We start from the raw sequence: 19599 nt of genomic DNA, 5'->3' as shown, positions 1-19599 counted from the left end.
CATTGCATACTTACGCTATTGTATCACGCTTTAAACAAAGATAGAAAAAACGGGAGCGACTTTTGTCACGCCCGCTGATTCGCTGCAAAATAAATCATAAACTCATACAGATGCATCGGCCACTCCCGTTTGGGATGTTCTGCCGGCCAGTGCTGTTCAAGGTATTCAGGATACGTTCCGAGCCAGTCATATGCCACCAGATCGATCAGCTCCGGTGTATGCGACTTCATTCCGTTGTAGTAACGGTATTTGGCTTCCTTCTCTTCTTCGAGCGGAGACTTCCGCTTCGGCCAGCGCCACTTTTTCTTTTCCTCCTGCTGGATAAAAACATACCGCTGCGACAGATGAAGCCGAAAGTCCTGCAGACGCTTGCGGTAATAATCATCGAGCTCATAAAGCTCAGGCCAGGGCTTGCGGAAATAGTGCATCCAGGCTTTCATAAACGGCGCCAGCACGTCTCCTTCCACGATGACCGGTACGCCTTCTTCTTCCCACTGCTTTGCCTCCCGGTTCCGCTGTCGTTCGGCCTCGATCCACTCCCACGGCTCCTCAGGAATTTCTGCAAGACGCCCGATCAGCTTTGCCTCGGGGAAATAACGCTTAAGCCGTTCGGACAGATCCGGAATCCACACATTGTTTTCTGCTTCCACCGTAATAATGGTCATTGTTCGTCCTGCCTGACACCGAATAAATATTTCATGCTTTCTGTACTGTGTACGGGCGCATGGCAGGAAAAGTCCCTGCAGACATAAATAGTGGTCTTTCCTTCCTGCACGGGGTAATCCTCTGCAAACGGAGCCGCCCGGCTGAGATCAGTATTTTCTTCGGCGACCACGCTTGTCACTTCCGGATGAAACGCGCGCTGGATGTATGTTTTCACCCGAAACGCCTCGTCATCCTGCGCAGGTCGTATAACTACTTCCTTTCTGTCTCCGTGAAAAAGCACCAGCCCCTGCATGAGATGTCCAAAGGCAGTTGGCGCCTGTTCGATCGAAGCCGAAAAAGCTTCCCATGTTTTTTCGGCTGTTTGTTCAAATTCCATATTGCCGGCAAGACGGGCCAGTCTCATCAGCTGTACTGCAGCTACACTGTTTCCGGAAGGCGCGGCTCCGTCAAAAGATTCCTTCGGCCGAAAAAGAAGTGATTCCCCGTCGGATGCGGTCAGAAAGAACCCACCGTTTTCCTGATCGTAGTAGTAATCAATCATCGTTTCTGCCCAGGCGGATGCTTTCTCAATATATTCCGGCTTCCACGTCGAAGCGTAAAGCTCTGTACTCGCCCATATCATATTGGCATAATCATCCACGTATGCATCGTACTGCACGTCGCCATCCTTCCAGCGGGCTTTGAACCGTCCGCTTTGCTCCTGAAGCCGGGTTTCAATAAAACGGTACGCCTGTTCAGCGAACTCCGTCCATGTTTCCTCCTGGAAAACCCGTCCGGCTTTAGCCATAGAGGCTATCATCCAGCCATTCCAGGATGTAAGTATTTTTTCATCCCGGAACGGACGCACACGCTTCTCCCGGTGTTCGTATAAGGCCTGCAGCGCCTCCTGACGTTCGGCGTCACTCCAGCCGGCAGTCGGACGGTTGATCCGGTTGGGGATGCTTTTTCCTTCAAAGTTTCCGGCCGGGTCGATACCGTACTCAATCGCAAACTGTTCGCCCCGCTCTTTTCCAAGCACGTTTTCAATCTCCTCCGGGGTCCAGACGTAAAATTTGCCCTCTTCCCCTTCGCTGTCAGCATCTTCTCCGCAGAAAAACGCTCCTTCTTCATGGGTGAGATCCCGATGGACATATTTGATGATTTCCTCCACCACTTCCTTATATCTCGTCTGACCTGTCAGCTGGTAGGCCTCCGTATAAGCCATCAGAAGCAGCGCGTTGTCGTACAGCATTTTTTCAAAATGGGGCACAAGCCACGCTTCATCTGTCGCGTAACGGGAAAACCCGCCGCCAATATGGTCTCTGATGCCTCCCGACGCCATTGCATCAAGCGTGGAGGTGGCCATGTACAGCGCCCCCTCGCTTTTAAACTGATGATAATAATGCAGCAGATACATCACGATATGCGGGCTTGGAAATTTCGGGGCGGACCCAAATCCGCCGTTCGAGGAATCAAACTGCTGCGTAAAGGCGCGAAACGCTGTATGCACATTGTTAATGTTCAGCTGCCTCGTTTCCACAGCCCGCGGCTTTAGCGCTTTGGAAATATCATTCCCCACCTGTGCCACACGCTCAGGGTCGTCCCGGTAAATATCTGAAAGCTGGCTCAGGACGTCCATAATTCCGGGCATGCTGCCCATTTGATTTCTTGGTATATAGGTGGCTGCATAAAAAGGCTTCTGATCCGGTGTAATGAAAACATTCAGCGGCCAGCCTCCGTGCCCGTTCATGGCCTGGCATGCTGACATGTAGATGGCATCCACATCCGGGCGCTCCTCCCGGTCTACCTTTACCGGTACAAACTTTTCATTTAAGACCGCTGCCACTTCCGCGTTTTCAAAGCTCTCCTGTTCCATTACATGGCACCAGTGACAGGTCGAGTAGCCAATGGACACCATTAACGGTTTATTTTCTTCCTCTGCTTTCTCAAAAGCCTCCGTGCCCCATGGATACCAGTCCACCGGGTTGTTTTTATGCTGCTGGAGATAGGGCGATTTTTCGTATTGTAGACGATTCAACCAATCACGTCCTTTCTTACTAGTATTTATTCACGAAAAAGAAGCCGCCCAAACAATGACCACATGGTTATCTGATATGGTCCCCACTGTAATAGCGAAGCAATCAATAAACGGCGTATCTTCCGAATCGAGAAGGAAGGACATAACAGGCTATTCGTTTATTGCTTTTTCCAATTCGTCGATATTGTCGACACCTTTTTTGTAATACTTATACGCTTCTTTCCATTCGTCTTCGTCATACGATCTCGCTTCTTCAAAGTAATAGATCGTTTCCGTCGTCCAATCGTGTACGGCGTCGAATTGTTCAACGTAAGGTTCAAGCTGATAAAGTTCACTTAAAGAATTACGTGAACCTTCTTCAATAGCCTCGTAGCCCGTCAGGTTATCTCCTTCTTCTGCTTTTTCTTCAAGTGCTCCTGATTCGATAAGGGATTTTTTCTCTCCTTCATATTCATCTAAATCTTTCAACGGTCTTCCTGCGTTTTCTTCAAATATTGAAGGATAAAACGCCATTTTATGATTCACTCTATATTTTAATGCCCCTAATGCTTGCGTACCATACGGCTCAGGCTTGTCTTCCTGCGATAATGTATCGTAATTAATCCAGGAATAAGTATATGTTTCTTTTGTATCTTTATAAAAAATCATCGAATTATCATAAACAATTACATCTTCATAATCGTCTTCAGGCCGCAGAATTTCCCCAAACCTTAATTCTGCTTCCTCATTACTTATACGGCCCTTTTCGGGAAGGCTAAACGTTGTCATCGTTTCGTGTAGCTGTTCATAACGTTCAGACGTTTCTTGAGAACTTGATGCCGGTGTCTCCTCTTCGTTATTGCTGGAAGAATCATCTGACGATCCCTGAGCTTCCCTTGCGGATTCTTCACTTGAACCGCTGCCGGTTTCATCCGGCGCACCGCAGGCGGATAATGCTAATAACGATGAAAGGCCAACCATAATTAATTGCTTATTCATATAATGAAACTCCTTTGTACTATCCTTCAAATACTTGCATGAACATTTTCATCACTCTAATGTCTGGTAATTGTGTTCAACATTACCATAATGGTTCGTCATTTTTAAATGAGGAACAGCCTGGCTGCTATTCAAATTTTGGTACCACTATCATAATGAAGATTTTTTCATCGTTCAGGCTGCTTCCCCTTAAATTTTTTTATGATAGAATCTATATGAAATGTTCATCATAAAATGCTTAAAAAGTGAGGATACACAATGATTGCAAAAACGGAAGAAGATTTTCAGGGATTACAGGAAATTGGTGAAATATGCGGAGCGATTCGCGATAAATTAGTTCAGGCAGCTGAACCGGGTATTACCACAAAGGAACTCGACGATATTGCAGAAGAGCTTTTTGAACAATCAGGAGCTCAATCTGCTCCAAAGAAAGTGTACGATTTCCCTGGTCAGACGTGCATCAGCATCAATGAAGAAGTGGCGCACGGAATTCCGGGCGAGCGGGTCATTCTGGAAGGAGATCTCGTCAATATCGACGTTTCAGGCTCGAAGAATGGTTATTTCGCCGATACCGGGGTTTCCTTTGTGGTCGGTAATGCTGAACCAGCTTTACAAAAAATTTGCGACGCTGCGAAAGAAGCTTTTGATGCCGGCCTGGAGAAGGCAAAGCCAGGATCGAAAAAAAGTACTCTCGGAAAGGCAGTACACAATGTAGCTAAAAAGCACGGATTGACTGTCATCAAAAATCTTACCGGCCACGGTATTGGACGCTCAATTCATGAGCCGCCGGAGCATATTTTCAGCTACTTTTCCCGCTGGGACGATGAAATTTTTAAGGACGGTACCGTCATTGCTCTTGAGCCCTTTATCTCTACATCTGAAGAGGAGGTCTTCCAGTCTGACGATGGATGGACCCTTTTGACTGATGACAGCTATGTGGCTCAATACGAGCATACAATTATTCTTACTAAGGACGGACCGGTTATTACTACATTGTAAAAGCGCAGTTCTTCTTTATTAACTGCTGCGGGCAATTCCCCTCCTGGTTTATGTCTAAATTCCCGCTGATACGGGAACAGGCTACTATTATCCAGTTCAGGAGGTACATTATGGCAGCAAAACAAACAGTCAGTTCCTTTTTATACGACTGCCTTGAAAAAGAAGGCATTACAGAAATATTCGGCGTACCGGGCGACTATAATTTCGCTCTGCTGGATGAACTCGAAACTTACAGCGGCATACGTTTTGTCGATAACCGGAATGAGTTGAATGCCGGCTACGCCGCTGATGGATATGCGCACGTCAAAGGGCTCAGTGCCCTAATCACCACGTTTGGCGTTGGGGAATTGAGCGCTTCCAACGCTGTCGCCGGCGCCTACAGTGAACATATCCCTTTAATTCAAATTGTCGGATCCCCTGCCTCTTCCATGCAGGAAAATGGTGTTAAAGCCCATCATACCCTGATGGACGGCGACTACTCGGTATTTCTGCGTATGCACCAGGAAATCACGTGCTACGCAGTGAAAATCACTGCTGAAAACGCCACCGCAGAAATCCCGAAAGCTATCGCTTCCGCTGTCCGTGAACGAAAGCCAGTCTATATTGACGTCCCTCAGGACGTAGCAGCCACTTCCATTGAAATGCCGGGAGTGCAGCAGGAGCTCTCTTATACGAGCGATGAGCTGGTCGTGCAGGAAACCGCCCAGCTGATGAAGGAGACGATCGATCACGCAGAAAACGTAGTGCTGCTTGTGGATATTTTTACATCCCGCTACCATATGGAGAACATGATTTTACAGCTGGCGGAGCACTTAAATATTCCAACAGCCCAAATGATGCAGGGAAAAAGCGGATTTAATGAGCAGCACCCGCTGTACATCGGCATATACGGCGGTGCCTTTGGCAGCCAGCAGGTGCGTGATTACGTAGAAAGCGCCGATCTAATTATTACTGCCGGCCTGCTTCAATCCGACTTTAACATGGCGAAATTCACCGCCGATCTCCCGGTGGAGAAGCGGATTGACATTCAGCCGCAACACATTTCCGTTCAGAACAAAGCCCGTTACAATACCGCAGTCGAAGAAGTGATTGATGCCCTCACATTCATGGAGTGCCGTACATTTGAAAAACCAGGGTATTTTCCGTCCTTCTACGATTTTCCTTCCGAACATTATTCTGAACGACTGCTGGCGGAAACGTACTATCCAGTTATTCAAAAAATGCTGCGGCCCGAGGATATTGTTGTCGTTGAAACCGGCACCTTTTCCTACGGTCTGCCGCATGTACGTCTGCCTGAGAATACGCTGTTTATTTCCCAGGGATCGTGGCAGAGCATCGGGTACGCCCTGCCGGCAGCTTTCGGTGCCCAGCTTGCCGCTCCGGAGCGGCGCGTGCTTTTATTTATCGGGGACGGCTCGTTCCAGCTGACCGCTCAGGAGCTGAGCGCGATGGCCGAGCAGAATCTTAAGCCGGTGATTTTCTTTTTAAACAATGACGGCTACACTGTAGAACGTTATTTGAATACAGAAAATACACACGCCCGCTACAATGACATTCCGCGCTGGGACTACGTGCAGCTTGTGAAAAGCTTTTACCCGGATGCTGAAACGATAAGCGTCTCCACCTCTGCTGACTTCGAGGAGGCTGTCACACAGATCGATCAGAAGGATACACTTTATTTTATTGAAATGAACGTTGATGACCAGATGGACGCCCCGATCCACTTGAAGCGGCTTCGTGAATTTGCCGAAGGCGGCGGTTCATAGCAAATACGTAAAAGCCAGCCCATTATGATGACGGGCTGGCTTTTCTATACGAAATTAACGTTTGATCAGGGCCGACAATTCGCTTTCAAATACCTTTATATTCTTTTGATTGTATGTTCTGAGCATCACTGTAAGTATACCTTCCGTTTCTCTTTTTGCTTCTATCTTCGTCACTTCAGCATAAGCCCGCAGTTCGTCGCCCGGGTACACCGGCTTCATAAACTTAATATGATTCATCTCCGTACCTGCAACGACCTCTTCTCCGTACATCCCTGTTTCCACCCAGAGCTTGAACGTGATGCTGATCGTATGAATGCCCGAAGCAATAATACCGTTGAATCTTCCTGCTGCAGCTTTCTCTTCATCTATATGCATATACTGTGGGTCAAATTCACGCGCGAACCGAAGGATATCCTCCTTCGTTACTCTGTAGGCATCTGTTTCAAATATCTGCCCCAGGGTAAATGTATCAAGCTTCATTTTCCCCCTCCTTTCTCCGACTTCTTTAATTGGATCACTTACATTAACAGCAGGTCTATATTAGCATACTTCCCCCTGGCTTATTAAAATCTTCGCCATTCTAAAAATTCTGCAGGCTTTTTAAAATAAATAGAGCATCTACGTTTAAACCTTTTAATTATTGGCTATAACATAAGCAGTACAACATATTGCATGGCGGGAATAACCAGATAAAAAGCTGAGTTATGAGCCAGAGAAGGGAGAGACCTCCTTTTTCTGGCTCTTTTTTTATGATTTTGGAAAGGAGGGCCGGCCACCAGGCGCCAGGGCGGTATGTTGTTTTATTCATAAATCGGACGATACACATTTAATTAGACCAACTAACTATTTACTACAAAAAGGGGATATTCATTTATGTTTTTTCACCGTAAAGAACTGCAATTTCACGCGAAACCAGATCGTCCGGATCCCGTCTTTGCCAAAAAGCTGCAGGAGATTCTCGGCGGCCAGTTCGGAGAAATCTCGGTAGCGATGCAGTACATGTTCCAGGGCTGGAACACCCGCGGCAACGAGCAGTATAAGGATTTGTTGATGGATACCGGCACGGAAGAATTCGGCCATATCGAAATGATCGCGACCATGATCGCCCAGCTGCTTGATGACGCGCCTGTGGAAGAACAGGAAGAAGCAGCGAAAAATCCCATTGTCGAATCCATTATGGGTGACATGAACCCGCAGCATGCGATCGTTTCCGGACTTGGCGCTGTGCCTAAAGACAGCAACGGGGTCCCTTGGAACGCCGGCTATATTATTGCGAGCGGCAATGTGCTCAGTGATTTCCGTGCCAACCTTAACGCGGAATCGCAGGGACGCCTCCAGGTGGCCCGCCTGTATGAAATGACCGAAGACAAAGGTGTCCGCCAGATGCTTTCCTTCTTACTCGCCCGGGACACGATGCACCAGAACCAGTGGGCGGCAGCGATTAAGGAACTCGAGCAGAAAGAAGGCTTTACGGCACCATCCACCGTACCGGCCCAATGGGAAGCAACCGAGTTTTCCCATCAGCTGATGAACTTCTCGGAAGGAGAGCAAAGCGCGAACCTCAACTGGCTGAAAGATAAAGCACCGGACGGCCAGTCCTTTGAGTATATATCCGAGCCAAAGGCCCATGGCGGCAAGCCGGAGCTGAAACCAGCCCCTGACTATATGCACAACACCCTTCCGGACATGGACAAAAAGTAAGCAGCACATTTTATTTTATAAATTTTACCGATAAGGAAGAGATCTTTTTCTCTTCCTTATTTATTTATCACCAGATTAGTTATCCAAATCACCTACAGTTAAAAGGAGGTACCAATGACGAATACGTCTAAACAGAACGTCATTCCGCTTGCGATTTTGTCTACAGTCATTGTTGGAAGCGGCATTGCCTGGCTTACAGTGAGGTCATCCAGCCAAGAAAAAGAAGTCGGTGAAAGCATTGATACGGAAGAAGTAAAAAACAGATTCCAGCGTTCCCTCGAGCTCTTTAAAACGACAGGTGTTCAGCTGCATACGATTTATGAAAAATACGGCAGAGATCTCATTTGGCAGCTTCAACAGATTCAGCAGGAATCGAAGACAATCGCCGACACCGCTAAAGAAGCCAGTGAAGAGATTGAGGATACTGTGCAAAAGGAAGGTAAGGAAGCTGTACAGGAAGTGCAGAAAACGAAAGACGAAGCCAAACAAAGTCTCTCCCGGGATGACAAGAATCAGAACAGCTCCTACTCCCATAATCCCCACGGGCCGTTTGGATCTAATTAAAATATCCGGCTGCACAAATTACCAGTTTGGGAAGCCGTCGCCCATGTGTCCCGCTGGCGCTCAGGGTCGTATTCAACCATATACACAGCAGATATCTTTTGCTTCTTTTTATTTTACCGGCAGATAGTTATAAATCAGTGCCAGTGTTTACACATATTCTCTGTACAAAAGCCACGGCTGCGGAAGTCATGGCTTTTTCTATTTCTTCGTTTCGGCTTCCACCTTCAATGCTTCAAGAATAAGGCTCTGCTTTCCACCATGTGCAGACGCTTTTTTTCCAGCAGTTACAGCATCCCCCGTATCGCTGCAACCGTTATTTCGAAGCTGCATTTATTTTCATTTCTGTTCTGTGAGTCGCTTTATTTTTATATGGCGTGTAAGCTTCCTTACATCGCGGTACGTATGCTTTGAATAATTACTTTCCACCGTGATACATTGTTCCGACAATAGTGTTTCCCGCTTACTAACGATATAAATGCATTAATAACGAATAACACTCAGTACGTCTATGTTTCGAAAGGGATGAAGAATTGTGCTCCCACTTCCGCGCTGGCTGAAAATTGCTTTGATTTTATTAGCATTCGGCACTGTTTCTTACTTCACCCATTTTCATTTGGAGATCCGTCCGCCCGATATCCGTGACTTCGTATTGTCGTTTGGGTGGTGGGGACCGGTGATTTTCTTCATTATTTACACTATCGGCCCGTTTGTCTTCTTTCCCACCTCTGTACTGTCGCTTGGAGCAGGTCTTGCCTTTGGTGTCTGGCCCGGTGTTCTTTATATCATTATCGGGGCTACAGGGGCCGCCTCCACAGGGTATATTATGGCCCGGCTGTTTGGCCGCTCAGTATTAAAAATGGACAGCTTCTCCTGGTCGGAAAAGCTGTTCAATCAAATGGAAAAGCGCGGATTTTTATACATTTTTGTCCTGCGCCTCATTCCTATTGTGAGCTTTGACTTACTCAGCTACGCAGGTGGAATCGCCAGGGTCCGTTTCTCTTCATTTATTCTTGCCACCGTTCTGGGGATGATTCCTGGAACATTTGCCTACAGCTTTCTAGGTGCCAGTATTGCTTCAGGCAATATTTTAATATTCATCATTGCTGCAACTTTATTTTTATTATTAATCGGCATCACGTATTATTTCCGGGAGCCCGTAAAACGGTGGCTCGGACTTTCTACTGACAAGCCTTAAAGTTATAAGGCTGAAATCGTTGACATGCCGGTGATCTGGTCCGAAGCGTAAAAACCCATAGATTGAATGAATAGAAACAGGGGTATCCGGAGAGGGTATTCCTGTTTTCTCTTTCTATATTTTCTTTAGAACAAAAAATGAAAGGATCGATAGTATGTCTATGAACTTATTTTCTCTGGCCCAACAGGTTGCCGTAGTTACCGGCGGCGGCAGCGGTATTGGAAAAACTATGGCCGGAACACTCGCCGGAGCAGAAGCCCACGTGGTTATTCTCGGCCGCACTCAAAGTAAAATTGAAGAAGCAGCTGACGAAATCAGAAGCAAAACGAATGCAGAAGTAACTCCTCTCACCTGTGACGTTACGGACAAAGAGCAGGTTTCGCAGACTGTATCGCGTATTATGGAGGACTTCGGCCGGATCGACGTGCTTGTTAATAATGCCGGCACCGCCGCTTATGGCAAGGTAGAGGATATAAGTGAAGAGGACTGGGAGCATGTGTTCAATACGAACATGAAGTCTGCGTTTCTCATGACCCAGGCCGTTGTTCCCCACATGAAAAAAGCCAATTACGGCCGCATTGTGAATACGGCTTCGGTTGCCGGCGGCGTAAGCTTATTTTTCAGCTCTGTCTACGGCCCGAGCAAGGCAGGCCTTATCCACTTTACTAAACAGTTGTCGGGCGAGCTTGCCCCGTATAGTATTACGGTGAATGCGATCAGCCCATGGTTCTTTAAAACAGATTTTAATGCCGAATCCCTCGAAGACGACGATTTCCGTCACTCCGTAGAACGGCGCACCCCGATCCAGCGTACCGGCCGTCTCGACGAGCTCAAAACCTCTGTCCTGTATCTGGCTGCTCCCGGGTCGAGCTATGTCAATGGTCAGAACATTTACATTGACGGCGGTATGACTTCATTTGGGCTGTAATACGGCCACCGGACTTTTAACTATGTGTACTCCGAAAATATAAATTAACAAAGGAGCTTTTCCATGTCTGCAAACTCCATTTTTGCCTTTGACGTTTATGGAACTCTGTTTAATATTCAATCGGTCGATGCCACCTGCGAGGAACATTTCCCCGGTAAGGGGGAAAGCATCGGCCAGCTTTGGAGACAAAAGCAAATCCAGTACTCCTTTCTCCGTCAGGCAATGGGAAAATACGTGCCCTTTTCTTCTGTTACCAAAGACGCGCTGCGGTTCTCTTTAGCTGCCCATCACGCCGAATGGACCCAGGAAACTGAGCAAAAGCTGATGAAGGCCTACAATCATTTATCGCTCTTTGAAGAAAGCATGCATGTTTTGCAGAAGCTTAAAGAGCAGTCTGCCACCCTGATCGTGTTCAGTAACGGGTCAAGAGACATGCTCGAGCCGTTGCTTGAACAGGCCGGAGTCAACGACTACCTCGATCACATTATCAGTGTTGATGATATTAAACAATTCAAGCCTTCCCCGGCATCGTACCAGCTTATTTTAGACACCGTGGGAGCGTCTCGCCATGAAATTACCTTTCTATCGAGCAATGGCTGGGACATCAGTGGCGCTAAAGCATTTGGCTTCACTACGGCCTGGATCAACCGAAATGAACAGCCAACAGAGGAGCTTCAGCTGCCTCCGGATTATCACTACACGACGCTCCTGCCTTTAATCGAAAACTGATTTTTTTAAAACAAATCCACAAATATAAATTCCGCCCGGCCATGGCAAAAACACGGCCCGGACGGATTTTTTCTTATGTAACGGGTATAAGATATATAACTTTCTCCCAGGCAGTATTCATTTGCCGCTTCATATGCATCCAATATTATGTACGCCAGGGCTGCATTAATGGATCAAAGGCCTTTTGGTTAATCACTCTGTGCTTTTGAAATTTTCGGAGGTGAAAACCCTGGTTTTTTTCTGTCGCCAGAAACTCTCCTCCCTTCATTTCTTTCCTCTCAAAGCTGAGCGCTCGTTTCATTATCACCCCGACCCAGTCGTGCGTTACATTATATTTTCATCCACGCGATGAATAATAAGGAGAGATGTTTCATGAGCCATCTATACGCACTGGTGCTCAACGCTTCTCTGAAAGCCTCCCCGGAGCCGTCTCATACAGAAGCTCTTTCGAATGAAGTGCTCGATATTTTAAAAAGTAAAGGTGTGGAAACAAAAACTATTCGTCTTGCTGATTATTATATTCCCTATGGTATCAGCGGCGATATGGGGAACGGCGACGAATGGCCGCTGATCTTTGAACAAGTGCGACAAGCGAATATCCTAATAATCGGAACCCCACTCTGGCTTGGAGAAAAAAGCAGCCTGGCCACACTGGCCATTGAGCGGCTCTACGGCAGCAGCGGTGATACCAACGCTGTCGGCCAGGCCATCTACTACAACAAAGTGGGCGGTGTTGTCGTTACGGGAAACGAAGACGGAGCAAAGCACGCGTCAGCCGCTGTATTGTACGCCCTCTCCCATATTGGTTTTGTTATTCCGCCACATGTGGATGCTTACTGGGTCGGAGAAGCCGGCCCTGGCCCTTCCTATATGGACGGCGACGGACGAAAGAATGCATTCACAAAAAAACACGTAGAGATGCTTGCCTACAACACATGGCACCTGGCTTCGTTTTTTCAGGAACACCCTATCCCGCCGGAAGGCAATACGATGAATAAGTAATTATTAATTTCCAGCAGAAAAACCCCTCTGTCCGGAATACAGAGGGGTTTTATGCTTATTTAACCGCTTATGCATCAGCGGCAAGCAGGCTTGTCACACGTTATTTACCTGTACAGCTGAAAGACCCGGCAAAATTTTTCTTTAATTCCACACGGTGCATGAGTCTCTTTTTACGAGATGATGAGGCACAATGGTATGCTGAATATCTTTGTTGCCTGAATGCATTAAATTCACTAAGCTCTCTGCTGCCCGCGCCCCTAAATCGAATATGTGAATATCCACCGTAGTAAGGGGCGGAGTGGATAGCTCGGAAAGCATAAAATTATTAAAGCTGACAATGGAAACGTCGTCCGGCACCTTTTTGTTCATGTCCTGAATCATTCGCAGTACCCCAAAAGCCATCATATCGTCTGCAGCAATTATTGCAGTCGGTGGATTCGCAAGTGACATTAATTCGATAGCCGCTTCCTGTCCGCCCTCTTTGATTTCTTCCCGGTATACAACATATTCTTCCCGAAACGGAATCACCCGCTTTTCCAGGGCATTTGCATATCCTTCTAAGTGATCTTTCGTTACCATCGAATTTTCATTTCCACCGATAAAGCCAATTTTTGTGTGATTAAGGAGCAGCAGGTATTCTGTAAGCATTGCGCCTGCTTTCACATTATCATTATTAACGTAGGATATTTGATTTAACTGTTCAGAAGGACGTCCAATTAATACAAAGGGGAAATCTTTTTCTAATAGAAAAGGCATGATGCGGTCATTCTCTTGAGAATACAAAAGAATTATACCGTCTACCCGGCTTTCCACCACCATTTTCACCACTTCATTGTAAATTTCATCCTCCGTCTGCCCAGTAGATAAATATAACCCTATATCCTTGTCATGTATTTCAGACGTAATCCCTCTGATCACTTCTGGAAAGAAGGGGTTTTGAAATGTCGACTGGGCCGACCTCGGCATAACAATACCTATAGTGTTCGTTGTATTTTTAACTAAGCTCCTGGCATGGTAATTCGGATTATAGTCAAGCTCTGTGATTGCTTCACGAACCCTGCGTGCTGTGCCGGGGCTAATTTTAGAGCTGTTAGCAATGACCCGCGATACTGTAGACGCCGCTACATTCGCACGTTTTGCCACATCTTTTATCGTTACAGCCACTAGGGGTCCCTCTTTCCTGCCAGCTCTCATGGTTTATCCTTTTGTCGCTCCAGAGGTGAGCCCTGAAATTAACCACCGCTGTAAAAGTAAATAAACCGTTGCAATTGGTACTGCAATTAAAACAGAACCAGCTGCAAAGCGAGTGAAATTATTTGAAAATTGGTCGTTAACAAAATTAAATAAACCAAGCGCCAGCGTAAAATTTTCTTCACTTCTTAGTATAATGCTTGGCAGCAGAAAATCCATAAATGGCGTCATGAAATTAAATAATGCCACTACAGCGAGTATAGGTTTTGCAAGTGGGAGCATAATTTTAAATAATACGGAAAAGTGTCCTGCTCCATCAATTCTTGCTGATTCATCCAATTCTTTAGGAATTGTATCAAAATATCCTTTTACAAGGAATGCATTCATCGGTATCGCTCCGCCTAAATATATCAAAATTAGTCCTAAAAGTGAATCCAGCAGCCCCACCGTATTCAATAAAATGTATAAAGCCACCATACCCATCAGAACAGGAAACATTTGCAGAATTAAAAATGTGTATATACCGTACTTTCTTCCCCGGAAACGATACCTTGAAAATGAATATGCAGTCAAAGCTACAAAAAATGTAGCTACAATAGAAACCGTAGCCGCAACGATAAGCGTGTTTTTATACCACGTCACATAATTACTTGCGGGATCCGTAAAAAGCCAAATGTAATGTTCGAACGAAAGGTTCTTTGGAATAATGCTCGAAGAATACAGGTTAGTGCCTTCGTTTAAAGACAATCCAAATGTCCAAAGCAGCGGATAAAAAATAATGATAAACATTACAGCTATCACTGCATAAATTCCAGTTACTTCTAAACGGGATTTCATACGTGCCGACATTACCTCTACCCCTCTTCCTGGAATGATTTTGTGCGCCTGAATTGAAGAATAGCAAATGCTGCAATCATCAGACCCATAATTAGTGATATGGCAGCCGCCATGTTAAACATATTATTCTGGAAAGTAAGTTCATAAACCCAGGAAATTAATATATCTGTTCCTCCGGCATTTTGTCCCCTCACTGCCGGGCCGCCTTCATTGAATAAGTAAATGATATTAAAATTATTAAAATTAAACGAATACTGCATGATCAGAAGAGGTGCCGTAGCAAATAATACGTGAGGCAGGGTGATAAATTGAAATTTTTGAAGCTTTGATCCGCCGTCGACATCTGCTGCTTCGTACCACTCTTTAGACACACTTTGCAGAACTCCGGTAAATAAAGCGAATACAAATGGAAAACCAAGCCATACCTGAATCATAATAAGAGCTGTACGCGACCATAGAGGATCTGTAAGCCATGGCACACTCTGCCCAAATAATGGTTCCATAATTCCCTGATTGATGGCGCCAAAATTATCATTAAACAGCGCTGCGAATATAAGGATTGTTACAAAAGCTGGTACTGCCCACGGAAGGATAAATACCGTTCGGATCAACTTTTTTCCTTTTATTCTTTCATCGTTTACGAAAACAGCGAGAACAAGGGCCAATATAATTTGAAGTGTAGTAGCAACAAATGTCCATACTAGTGTCCAGGAAAGTACAGATATAAAAGTTTCCCGCCAAATAGGTACATTGATAATGTTGAGAAAGTTTTCAAACCCTACCCATTCCAGCAGATTTCCGGGCGGTGCATTGTACCGGTCGTAATTAGTAAAAGCGAGTAATATCATAAAGAGCAGTGGAAAAACGACGACAAATATAAGCAGTAAAAAGCCAGGCGTTATAAGCGCATACGGAAAAATAGCGTCCCACCAGTTTTTAAATGCTTCCTTTACCGAGGGAAGGACCCAGCCTTCAGAAATCTTGACAGCGTCCTGACGGGCATCTACGAGGTTAAAAATGTAAAATCCTGCTCCGACCACTATTAGAAATAATGATAGTATTCCTTGAATAATTAATGCCCGGGAATCATCAAGCCCAGGAATAGTACCAAGTGTGCGCAAACCCCAAAGGCCTACACTAATGAACTGAAAAAAAGAGATAATGAATGCGGCCGCCATCAAAAAGAGAATTGTTCCTTTAATCCATCTCCTGTTATACCATTGCCCTGCCCCAGGGATGATACTTAAAAGTACAGCGAGACGTACACTGTGTTGGGACTGTTTATTATTATGTGAAAGTGCCCTTTCATTTTGCATAAGAACCCCCTGTGTAAATATTGAACGCGGGCTATCAGAAATGTTCAAAAGCCCGCGCCATCATTTGAAAGCCTATAGTTATTCCTGCAGTTCAATCTCCTGCTCTATTTCGCCTTCAGCTTCTTCAAGCACTTCTTTTGCGGCAGCTCCTTCTGCGATGTATTCATGCGCGTCTGCCATTGGGTCCCATACCTGCGTCATTTCCGGCACGTTTGGCATTGGCTCTGCATGTCTGGTCTGTTCAGCAAATCCTGCAAAATATTCGTCTTCCTGAATGAGATCTGACTCCACGACCGCTGTATTCGCCGGAACTTCTCCAGCGGTTTCAAAATATGTTTTTGAGCTTTCTTCATTGGTCATAAATAATGCCAGTTCTTCCGCCCAATACTTACGGTCATCTTCGACGAAATTAGAGACCATCCATCCCTTTACTCCCGAGAACGAAGTTAGTTCTTCGCCGTCTTCTGTCGTTGGCAGAGTTGCTACACCCAGGTTTTCCTCACCAATTGCTTCTTCATAACCCCGCAGCGCCCACGGTCCGCTGACTACTGCTCCAACATCCCCGCTTTCAAACAAACCATTCATAACATCTGCAGTTATTCCTTGAGGAATATAACCTTCTTCGTACCACGAACCAATCATTTCTCCGCCCTCTACAGCTCCATCAGTGGCAAGTCCAATATCTTCCGTATTATAGGTTCCGTCTTCATTTTGCTCAAAAACATATCCACCATAAGCTGTTACAAACGGGTAGGTGAAATAAAAATTGGCTGCTTCCATAAGAAACCCGTACTCATCATTGCCTGCATCCGTATGTTCTTCGGCCGCCTCTTCAAGCTCATCCAGAGTCTCCGGAGGCTCCTCCAAAATTTCTTTATTGTACAGTAACGCATAAGTTTCTGTTACCGAAGGGATTCCATAAAGCTCTCCGTCATATGTCATGGCCTGGACAGCTTCTTCCTGGTATTCCCCCAGCCTTTCATCATCTGCATCCAGCGGAGAGGCAAGTCCCTGAAGCTGAATATCGCCAATCCGGTCATGTGGCTGGAAGAATAAATCAGGACCATTACCTGCCGGACCATCCAGAGAAATTTTTTCTGTTTGTCCATCAAAGTCCTGGCGCGCTATTTCAACTTCAATACCTGTTTCTTCAGTGAAGTTTTCTGTAATTTCTTTATATGCGTTTACCTGCCGGTCATCATCATTTGCCCAAATTTTTAAGCTTTCTGGTTTATCCGGCTCTTCATTTCCCGAACTGCCACCGCTTTCTTCAGCACCTCCATCTCTGTCGGGTGCACATCCTGTGAGTATAACTGCTCCGCTTAAGAAAGGAATCGCCAGCCATCTAAGTCTTTTCTTCATGTCATTTCCCCCTACTTTAGTTATGAAAGCAAACGTTTGCATAAACGTTTTTATGAAATCGCTTTCAAATTTAATCTTATTATATTTGTGTTAGATATAAAATGCAATAGCAAATAAAATAAAAAGGGCAAACGTTTGCAAATTTATATACAATACTTGGATTTTCATATTAAAGGGCGTCCCGTAATATTTACAGAACGCCCTTTTCTCTTTATTTATAAAATACCAAGCGTGTTCAGCAGAATAACGACAATCACGGAGATGATCGGAATCAACACAGCGACAACAAAAATGTCCTTATAGCTGTCTTTATGGCTCATACCTGTAATTGTTAAAAGAGTCAGGACCGCCCCATTATGTGGAAGGGCGTCGAGTCCACCTGAAGAAAGTGAAGCGATACGGTGAAATGCTTCAGGGTCGATCCCTGTATTCATCGCTATCTGATAGTATTCTTCCCCCAGTGCTTCGAGTGCAATCCCCATTCCTCCAGACGCGGATCCTGTCGATCCGGCGAGAATGTTAACTGCTACAGCTTCGGAAATTAATGGATTTCCGCGCACCCCCATCAGTAATGAGGTTAACTGGTCAAACCCCGGCACTTCCCTTACTACACTGCCAAAACCAACAGCAGCACTCGTATTAATGATGGCAAGCACGGAGCCGCTCGCTCCGCCGTTAACAGCAGGCACAAACTTTTTAAATTTAGTCAGGTTGAGAAGCATAATAAGTACTATACCTGTCAGAAGCGCCACCACAATGTCCCATCCGAGAAGATTCAGTGTTAAGAGCACTGTGATCAGCGGAAGTATCGACAGCATGAACGGTGGTGCTGTCTCTTCTTTTTCCATCATGCTTTTGTCCTTAGGTTCGGTGAAACGCTCTCCTTTAGCCGTCATCTGTTTTTCGCGCCACCGTAAATAGAGATAGCCTCCCACCGCCATCACCAGAGCTGCAATAATGCCCATTAACGGCGCGGCAGCAGCACTTGTACGAAAGTATTCGATCGGAATCAGATTTTGAATCTGCGGCGTGCCCGGGAGTGCTGTCATCGTAAATGTAAATGCCCCCAAAGCGACGGTCGGCGGCAGCAGCCGGCGGCTGATATCTGCTTCCCTGAATAAGGACAGGGCGAGCGGATACACAGCGAAAATAACCACAAACAAGCTGACACCGCCGTAAGTAAGTACCGCAGAAGCCACCAGAACGCCTAAAATCGCCCTATTCCTCCCAATGAGCTTTGTCAGCGCTACAGCGACAGAGCGTGCCATCCCGGTGTCTTCCATTAGTTTTCCGAAGACGGCGCCAAGCATAAATACCGGAAACCAGCTTTGCGCGAAATCGACGAAGCCGCTCATGTATGTGCCCGTATAAGCATCAAGCAGATCGAGCCCTCCGGTAAGTGCTACTATACCTGCTGCCACCGGAGCTACCCAGATGATGGACCAGCCTAAGTAGGCGAGAACCATTAATGTAATTAAGCCTAACAATATTCCAAGCATTATTTTACCTCCTTTTCTATCTTAAACAAACGCAGACTACTGCGCCGTATAACCTCCATCAATTAACACGCTCTGTCCGGTTACGCTTTTCGCCTGGTCCCCGGCTAAAAATAAGGCATAGTCTGCTACTTCCTGTGGATCGAGCAGACGCTTCTGCGGTACGAGCGGATAGATAACCTCCTCCAGGGCTTTTTCCAGCGTAACGCCCCGGTCTGCCGCCAGATCCTCCAGCTGATTACGGACGAGCGGTGTGTCGACGTAGCCCGGACAGAGGGCATTTACCGTGATGCCATGCTCTGCTCCCTCTAAAGCTGCTACTTTTGTAAGCCCGATCAGCCCGTGCTTTGCGCTGTTGTATCCCGCTTTTCCGGCAAACCCGATAACGCCGTTGATCGATGACATATTAATAATTCGGCCGTGCTTTTGTTCTTTCATAATAGGAACCGCTTTTTTCATCATGGAAAAAGGCGCTGTCAGCATAATTTTGGTCATTTTTTCAAATGTTTCGGTTGGGAAATCCTCAAGCTTTGCTACGTATTGCATGCCGGCGTTGTTAATGAGAATATCCACCCGGCCGAACTCTCGCAGCGTTTCCGCAAAAGCCTTGTCCACCGCATCTTCATTGGTAACATCACAGACCAGTCCAATACAGGTGAAGCCTTCATCTTTGATCTCACTGGCAGCACTCTGTACTTTGTTTTTATCTATATCTGTTAGTACTACCTTTGCATGCTGCCGGGCAAATGCTTTTCCGATTGCAAGCCCTATGCCGCTTGCTGCACCTGTAATAAATACCACTCTACCTTGAACCATTTGTATCACTCCTGATTAAATTTTTAGTAACCGCTT

General features: G+C 46.0%; 18 protein-coding genes. 8 read left to right on the top strand and 10 right to left on the bottom strand.

Features of this window, described 5'->3' with window-relative positions; genetic code table 11:
* Positions 1-65: 65 nt before the first annotated feature.
* From ACTRXG_RS09250 to ACTRXG_RS09240, 3 genes are all read right to left on the bottom strand, one after another.
* The gene (locus tag ACTRXG_RS09250) at positions 66-665 is read right to left on the bottom strand and encodes a hypothetical protein (protein ID WP_474262704.1); all 600 of its coding nucleotides are present in this window, start codon (positions 663-665) and stop codon (positions 66-68) included.
* Positions 662-2683, bottom strand: a complete 2022-nt coding sequence (locus ACTRXG_RS09245) for a thioredoxin domain-containing protein (RefSeq protein ID WP_474284743.1) — start codon at positions 2681-2683, stop codon at positions 662-664. Before ACTRXG_RS09245 ends, ACTRXG_RS09250 begins: the two co-directional genes overlap by 4 nt.
* Positions 2684-2833: 150 nt before the next feature.
* A complete protein-coding gene (locus ACTRXG_RS09240) occupies positions 2834-3661 on the bottom strand; it encodes a hypothetical protein (protein WP_474284742.1) in 828 nt (275 codons plus the stop codon).
* Between the two features lie 258 nt (positions 3662-3919).
* Here ACTRXG_RS09240 and map point away from each other — a divergent pair, with 258 nt between their 5' ends.
* The gene (gene map, locus ACTRXG_RS09235) at positions 3920-4660 is read left to right on the top strand and encodes a type I methionyl aminopeptidase (RefSeq protein ID WP_474284741.1); all 741 of its coding nucleotides are present in this window, start codon (positions 3920-3922) and stop codon (positions 4658-4660) included.
* A gap of 110 nt (positions 4661-4770) precedes the next feature.
* Entirely contained in the window at positions 4771-6426 is a 1656-nt protein-coding gene (locus ACTRXG_RS09230) for an alpha-keto acid decarboxylase family protein (protein WP_474284740.1), read from the top strand.
* A gap of 54 nt (positions 6427-6480) precedes the next feature.
* On the opposite strand, the gene ACTRXG_RS09225 is transcribed toward ACTRXG_RS09230, so the two are convergent.
* A complete protein-coding gene (locus tag ACTRXG_RS09225; RefSeq protein ID WP_474262714.1) occupies positions 6481-6906 on the bottom strand; it encodes a MaoC family dehydratase in 426 nt (141 codons plus the stop codon).
* A gap of 393 nt (positions 6907-7299) precedes the next feature.
* On the opposite strand from ACTRXG_RS09225, the gene ACTRXG_RS09220 reads away from it, so the two are divergent.
* The 6 genes from ACTRXG_RS09220 to ACTRXG_RS09195 all read left to right on the top strand — a co-directional run bounded on the left by ACTRXG_RS09220 (position 7300) and on the right by ACTRXG_RS09195 (position 12545).
* A complete protein-coding gene (locus ACTRXG_RS09220) occupies positions 7300-8127 on the top strand; it encodes a manganese catalase (protein ID WP_322527202.1) in 828 nt (275 codons plus the stop codon).
* A 114-nt stretch (positions 8128-8241) separates the two neighbouring features.
* On the top strand, positions 8242-8691 hold the full coding sequence (locus ACTRXG_RS09215; RefSeq protein WP_474284739.1) for a hypothetical protein: 450 nt from the start codon (positions 8242-8244) through the stop codon (positions 8689-8691).
* A 532-nt stretch (positions 8692-9223) separates the two neighbouring features.
* Entirely contained in the window at positions 9224-9886 is a 663-nt protein-coding gene (locus tag ACTRXG_RS09210) for a TVP38/TMEM64 family protein (RefSeq protein ID WP_474284738.1), read from the top strand.
* A 154-nt stretch (positions 9887-10040) separates the two neighbouring features.
* Positions 10041-10814, top strand: coding sequence for an SDR family NAD(P)-dependent oxidoreductase (locus tag ACTRXG_RS09205; protein WP_474284737.1), 774 nt, complete (start codon positions 10041-10043; stop codon positions 10812-10814).
* A 63-nt stretch (positions 10815-10877) separates the two neighbouring features.
* A complete protein-coding gene (locus ACTRXG_RS09200) occupies positions 10878-11543 on the top strand; it encodes a haloacid dehalogenase type II (RefSeq protein WP_474284736.1) in 666 nt (221 codons plus the stop codon).
* Positions 11544-11915: 372 nt separating this feature from the next.
* Positions 11916-12545, top strand: a complete 630-nt coding sequence (locus tag ACTRXG_RS09195) for a flavodoxin family protein (RefSeq protein ID WP_474262725.1) — start codon at positions 11916-11918, stop codon at positions 12543-12545.
* 141 nt (positions 12546-12686) lie between these two features.
* On the opposite strand, the gene ACTRXG_RS09190 is transcribed toward ACTRXG_RS09195, so the two are convergent.
* The 6 genes from ACTRXG_RS09190 to ACTRXG_RS09165 all read right to left on the bottom strand — a co-directional run bounded on the left by ACTRXG_RS09190 (position 12687) and on the right by ACTRXG_RS09165 (position 19563).
* Complete coding sequence (locus ACTRXG_RS09190; RefSeq protein WP_474284735.1) at positions 12687-13709, bottom strand: LacI family DNA-binding transcriptional regulator; 1023 nt, start codon at positions 13707-13709, stop codon at positions 12687-12689.
* Between the two features lie 33 nt (positions 13710-13742).
* A complete protein-coding gene (locus ACTRXG_RS09185; RefSeq protein ID WP_091614322.1) occupies positions 13743-14585 on the bottom strand; it encodes a sugar ABC transporter permease in 843 nt (280 codons plus the stop codon).
* Between the two features lie 5 nt (positions 14586-14590).
* A complete protein-coding gene (locus ACTRXG_RS09180; protein WP_474284734.1) occupies positions 14591-15889 on the bottom strand; it encodes a sugar ABC transporter permease in 1299 nt (432 codons plus the stop codon).
* A gap of 78 nt (positions 15890-15967) precedes the next feature.
* Positions 15968-17251 (bottom strand): extracellular solute-binding protein, encoded by a 1284-nt coding sequence (locus ACTRXG_RS09175; protein ID WP_474279551.1) that lies wholly within the window; start codon positions 17249-17251, stop codon positions 15968-15970.
* Positions 17252-17466: 215 nt separating this feature from the next.
* On the bottom strand, positions 17467-18750 hold the full coding sequence (locus ACTRXG_RS09170) for a GntP family permease (protein WP_474284733.1): 1284 nt from the start codon (positions 18748-18750) through the stop codon (positions 17467-17469).
* 36 nt (positions 18751-18786) lie between these two features.
* A complete protein-coding gene (locus tag ACTRXG_RS09165) occupies positions 18787-19563 on the bottom strand; it encodes a 3-hydroxybutyrate dehydrogenase (protein ID WP_474262736.1) in 777 nt (258 codons plus the stop codon).
* Positions 19564-19599: the final 36 nt, after the last annotated feature.

This window comes from Marinococcus sp. LNSP9103-4, from assembly GCF_056034345.1.
This window is presented reverse-complemented; position numbering and strand designations above follow the sequence as displayed.

What these genes read in the sequence shown, in the direction of transcription:
- ACTRXG_RS09250 (WP_474262704.1), bottom strand. Translation starts at nt 665, where the DNA reads ATGACCATTATTACGGTGGAAGCAGAAAACAATGTGTGGATTCCGGAT.
- ACTRXG_RS09240 (WP_474284742.1), bottom strand. Translation starts at nt 3,661, where the DNA reads ATGAATAAGCAATTAATTATGGTTGGCCTTTCATCGTTATTAGCATTA.
- map (WP_474284741.1), top strand. Translation starts at nt 3,920, where the DNA reads ATGATTGCAAAAACGGAAGAAGATTTTCAGGGATTACAGGAAATTGGT.
- ACTRXG_RS09230 (WP_474284740.1), top strand. Translation starts at nt 4,771, where the DNA reads ATGGCAGCAAAACAAACAGTCAGTTCCTTTTTATACGACTGCCTTGAA.
- ACTRXG_RS09225 (WP_474262714.1), bottom strand. Translation starts at nt 6,906, where the DNA reads ATGAAGCTTGATACATTTACCCTGGGGCAGATATTTGAAACAGATGCC.
- ACTRXG_RS09220 (WP_322527202.1), top strand. Translation starts at nt 7,300, where the DNA reads ATGTTTTTTCACCGTAAAGAACTGCAATTTCACGCGAAACCAGATCGT.
- ACTRXG_RS09215 (WP_474284739.1), top strand. Translation starts at nt 8,242, where the DNA reads ATGACGAATACGTCTAAACAGAACGTCATTCCGCTTGCGATTTTGTCT.
- ACTRXG_RS09205 (WP_474284737.1), top strand. Translation starts at nt 10,041, where the DNA reads ATGTCTATGAACTTATTTTCTCTGGCCCAACAGGTTGCCGTAGTTACC.
- ACTRXG_RS09200 (WP_474284736.1), top strand. Translation starts at nt 10,878, where the DNA reads ATGTCTGCAAACTCCATTTTTGCCTTTGACGTTTATGGAACTCTGTTT.
- ACTRXG_RS09195 (WP_474262725.1), top strand. Translation starts at nt 11,916, where the DNA reads ATGAGCCATCTATACGCACTGGTGCTCAACGCTTCTCTGAAAGCCTCC.
- ACTRXG_RS09185 (WP_091614322.1), bottom strand. Translation starts at nt 14,585, where the DNA reads ATGTCGGCACGTATGAAATCCCGTTTAGAAGTAACTGGAATTTATGCA.
- ACTRXG_RS09180 (WP_474284734.1), bottom strand. Translation starts at nt 15,889, where the DNA reads ATGCAAAATGAAAGGGCACTTTCACATAATAATAAACAGTCCCAACAC.
- ACTRXG_RS09175 (WP_474279551.1), bottom strand. Translation starts at nt 17,251, where the DNA reads ATGAAGAAAAGACTTAGATGGCTGGCGATTCCTTTCTTAAGCGGAGCA.
- ACTRXG_RS09170 (WP_474284733.1), bottom strand. Translation starts at nt 18,750, where the DNA reads ATGCTTGGAATATTGTTAGGCTTAATTACATTAATGGTTCTCGCCTAC.
- ACTRXG_RS09165 (WP_474262736.1), bottom strand. Translation starts at nt 19,563, where the DNA reads ATGGTTCAAGGTAGAGTGGTATTTATTACAGGTGCAGCAAGCGGCATA.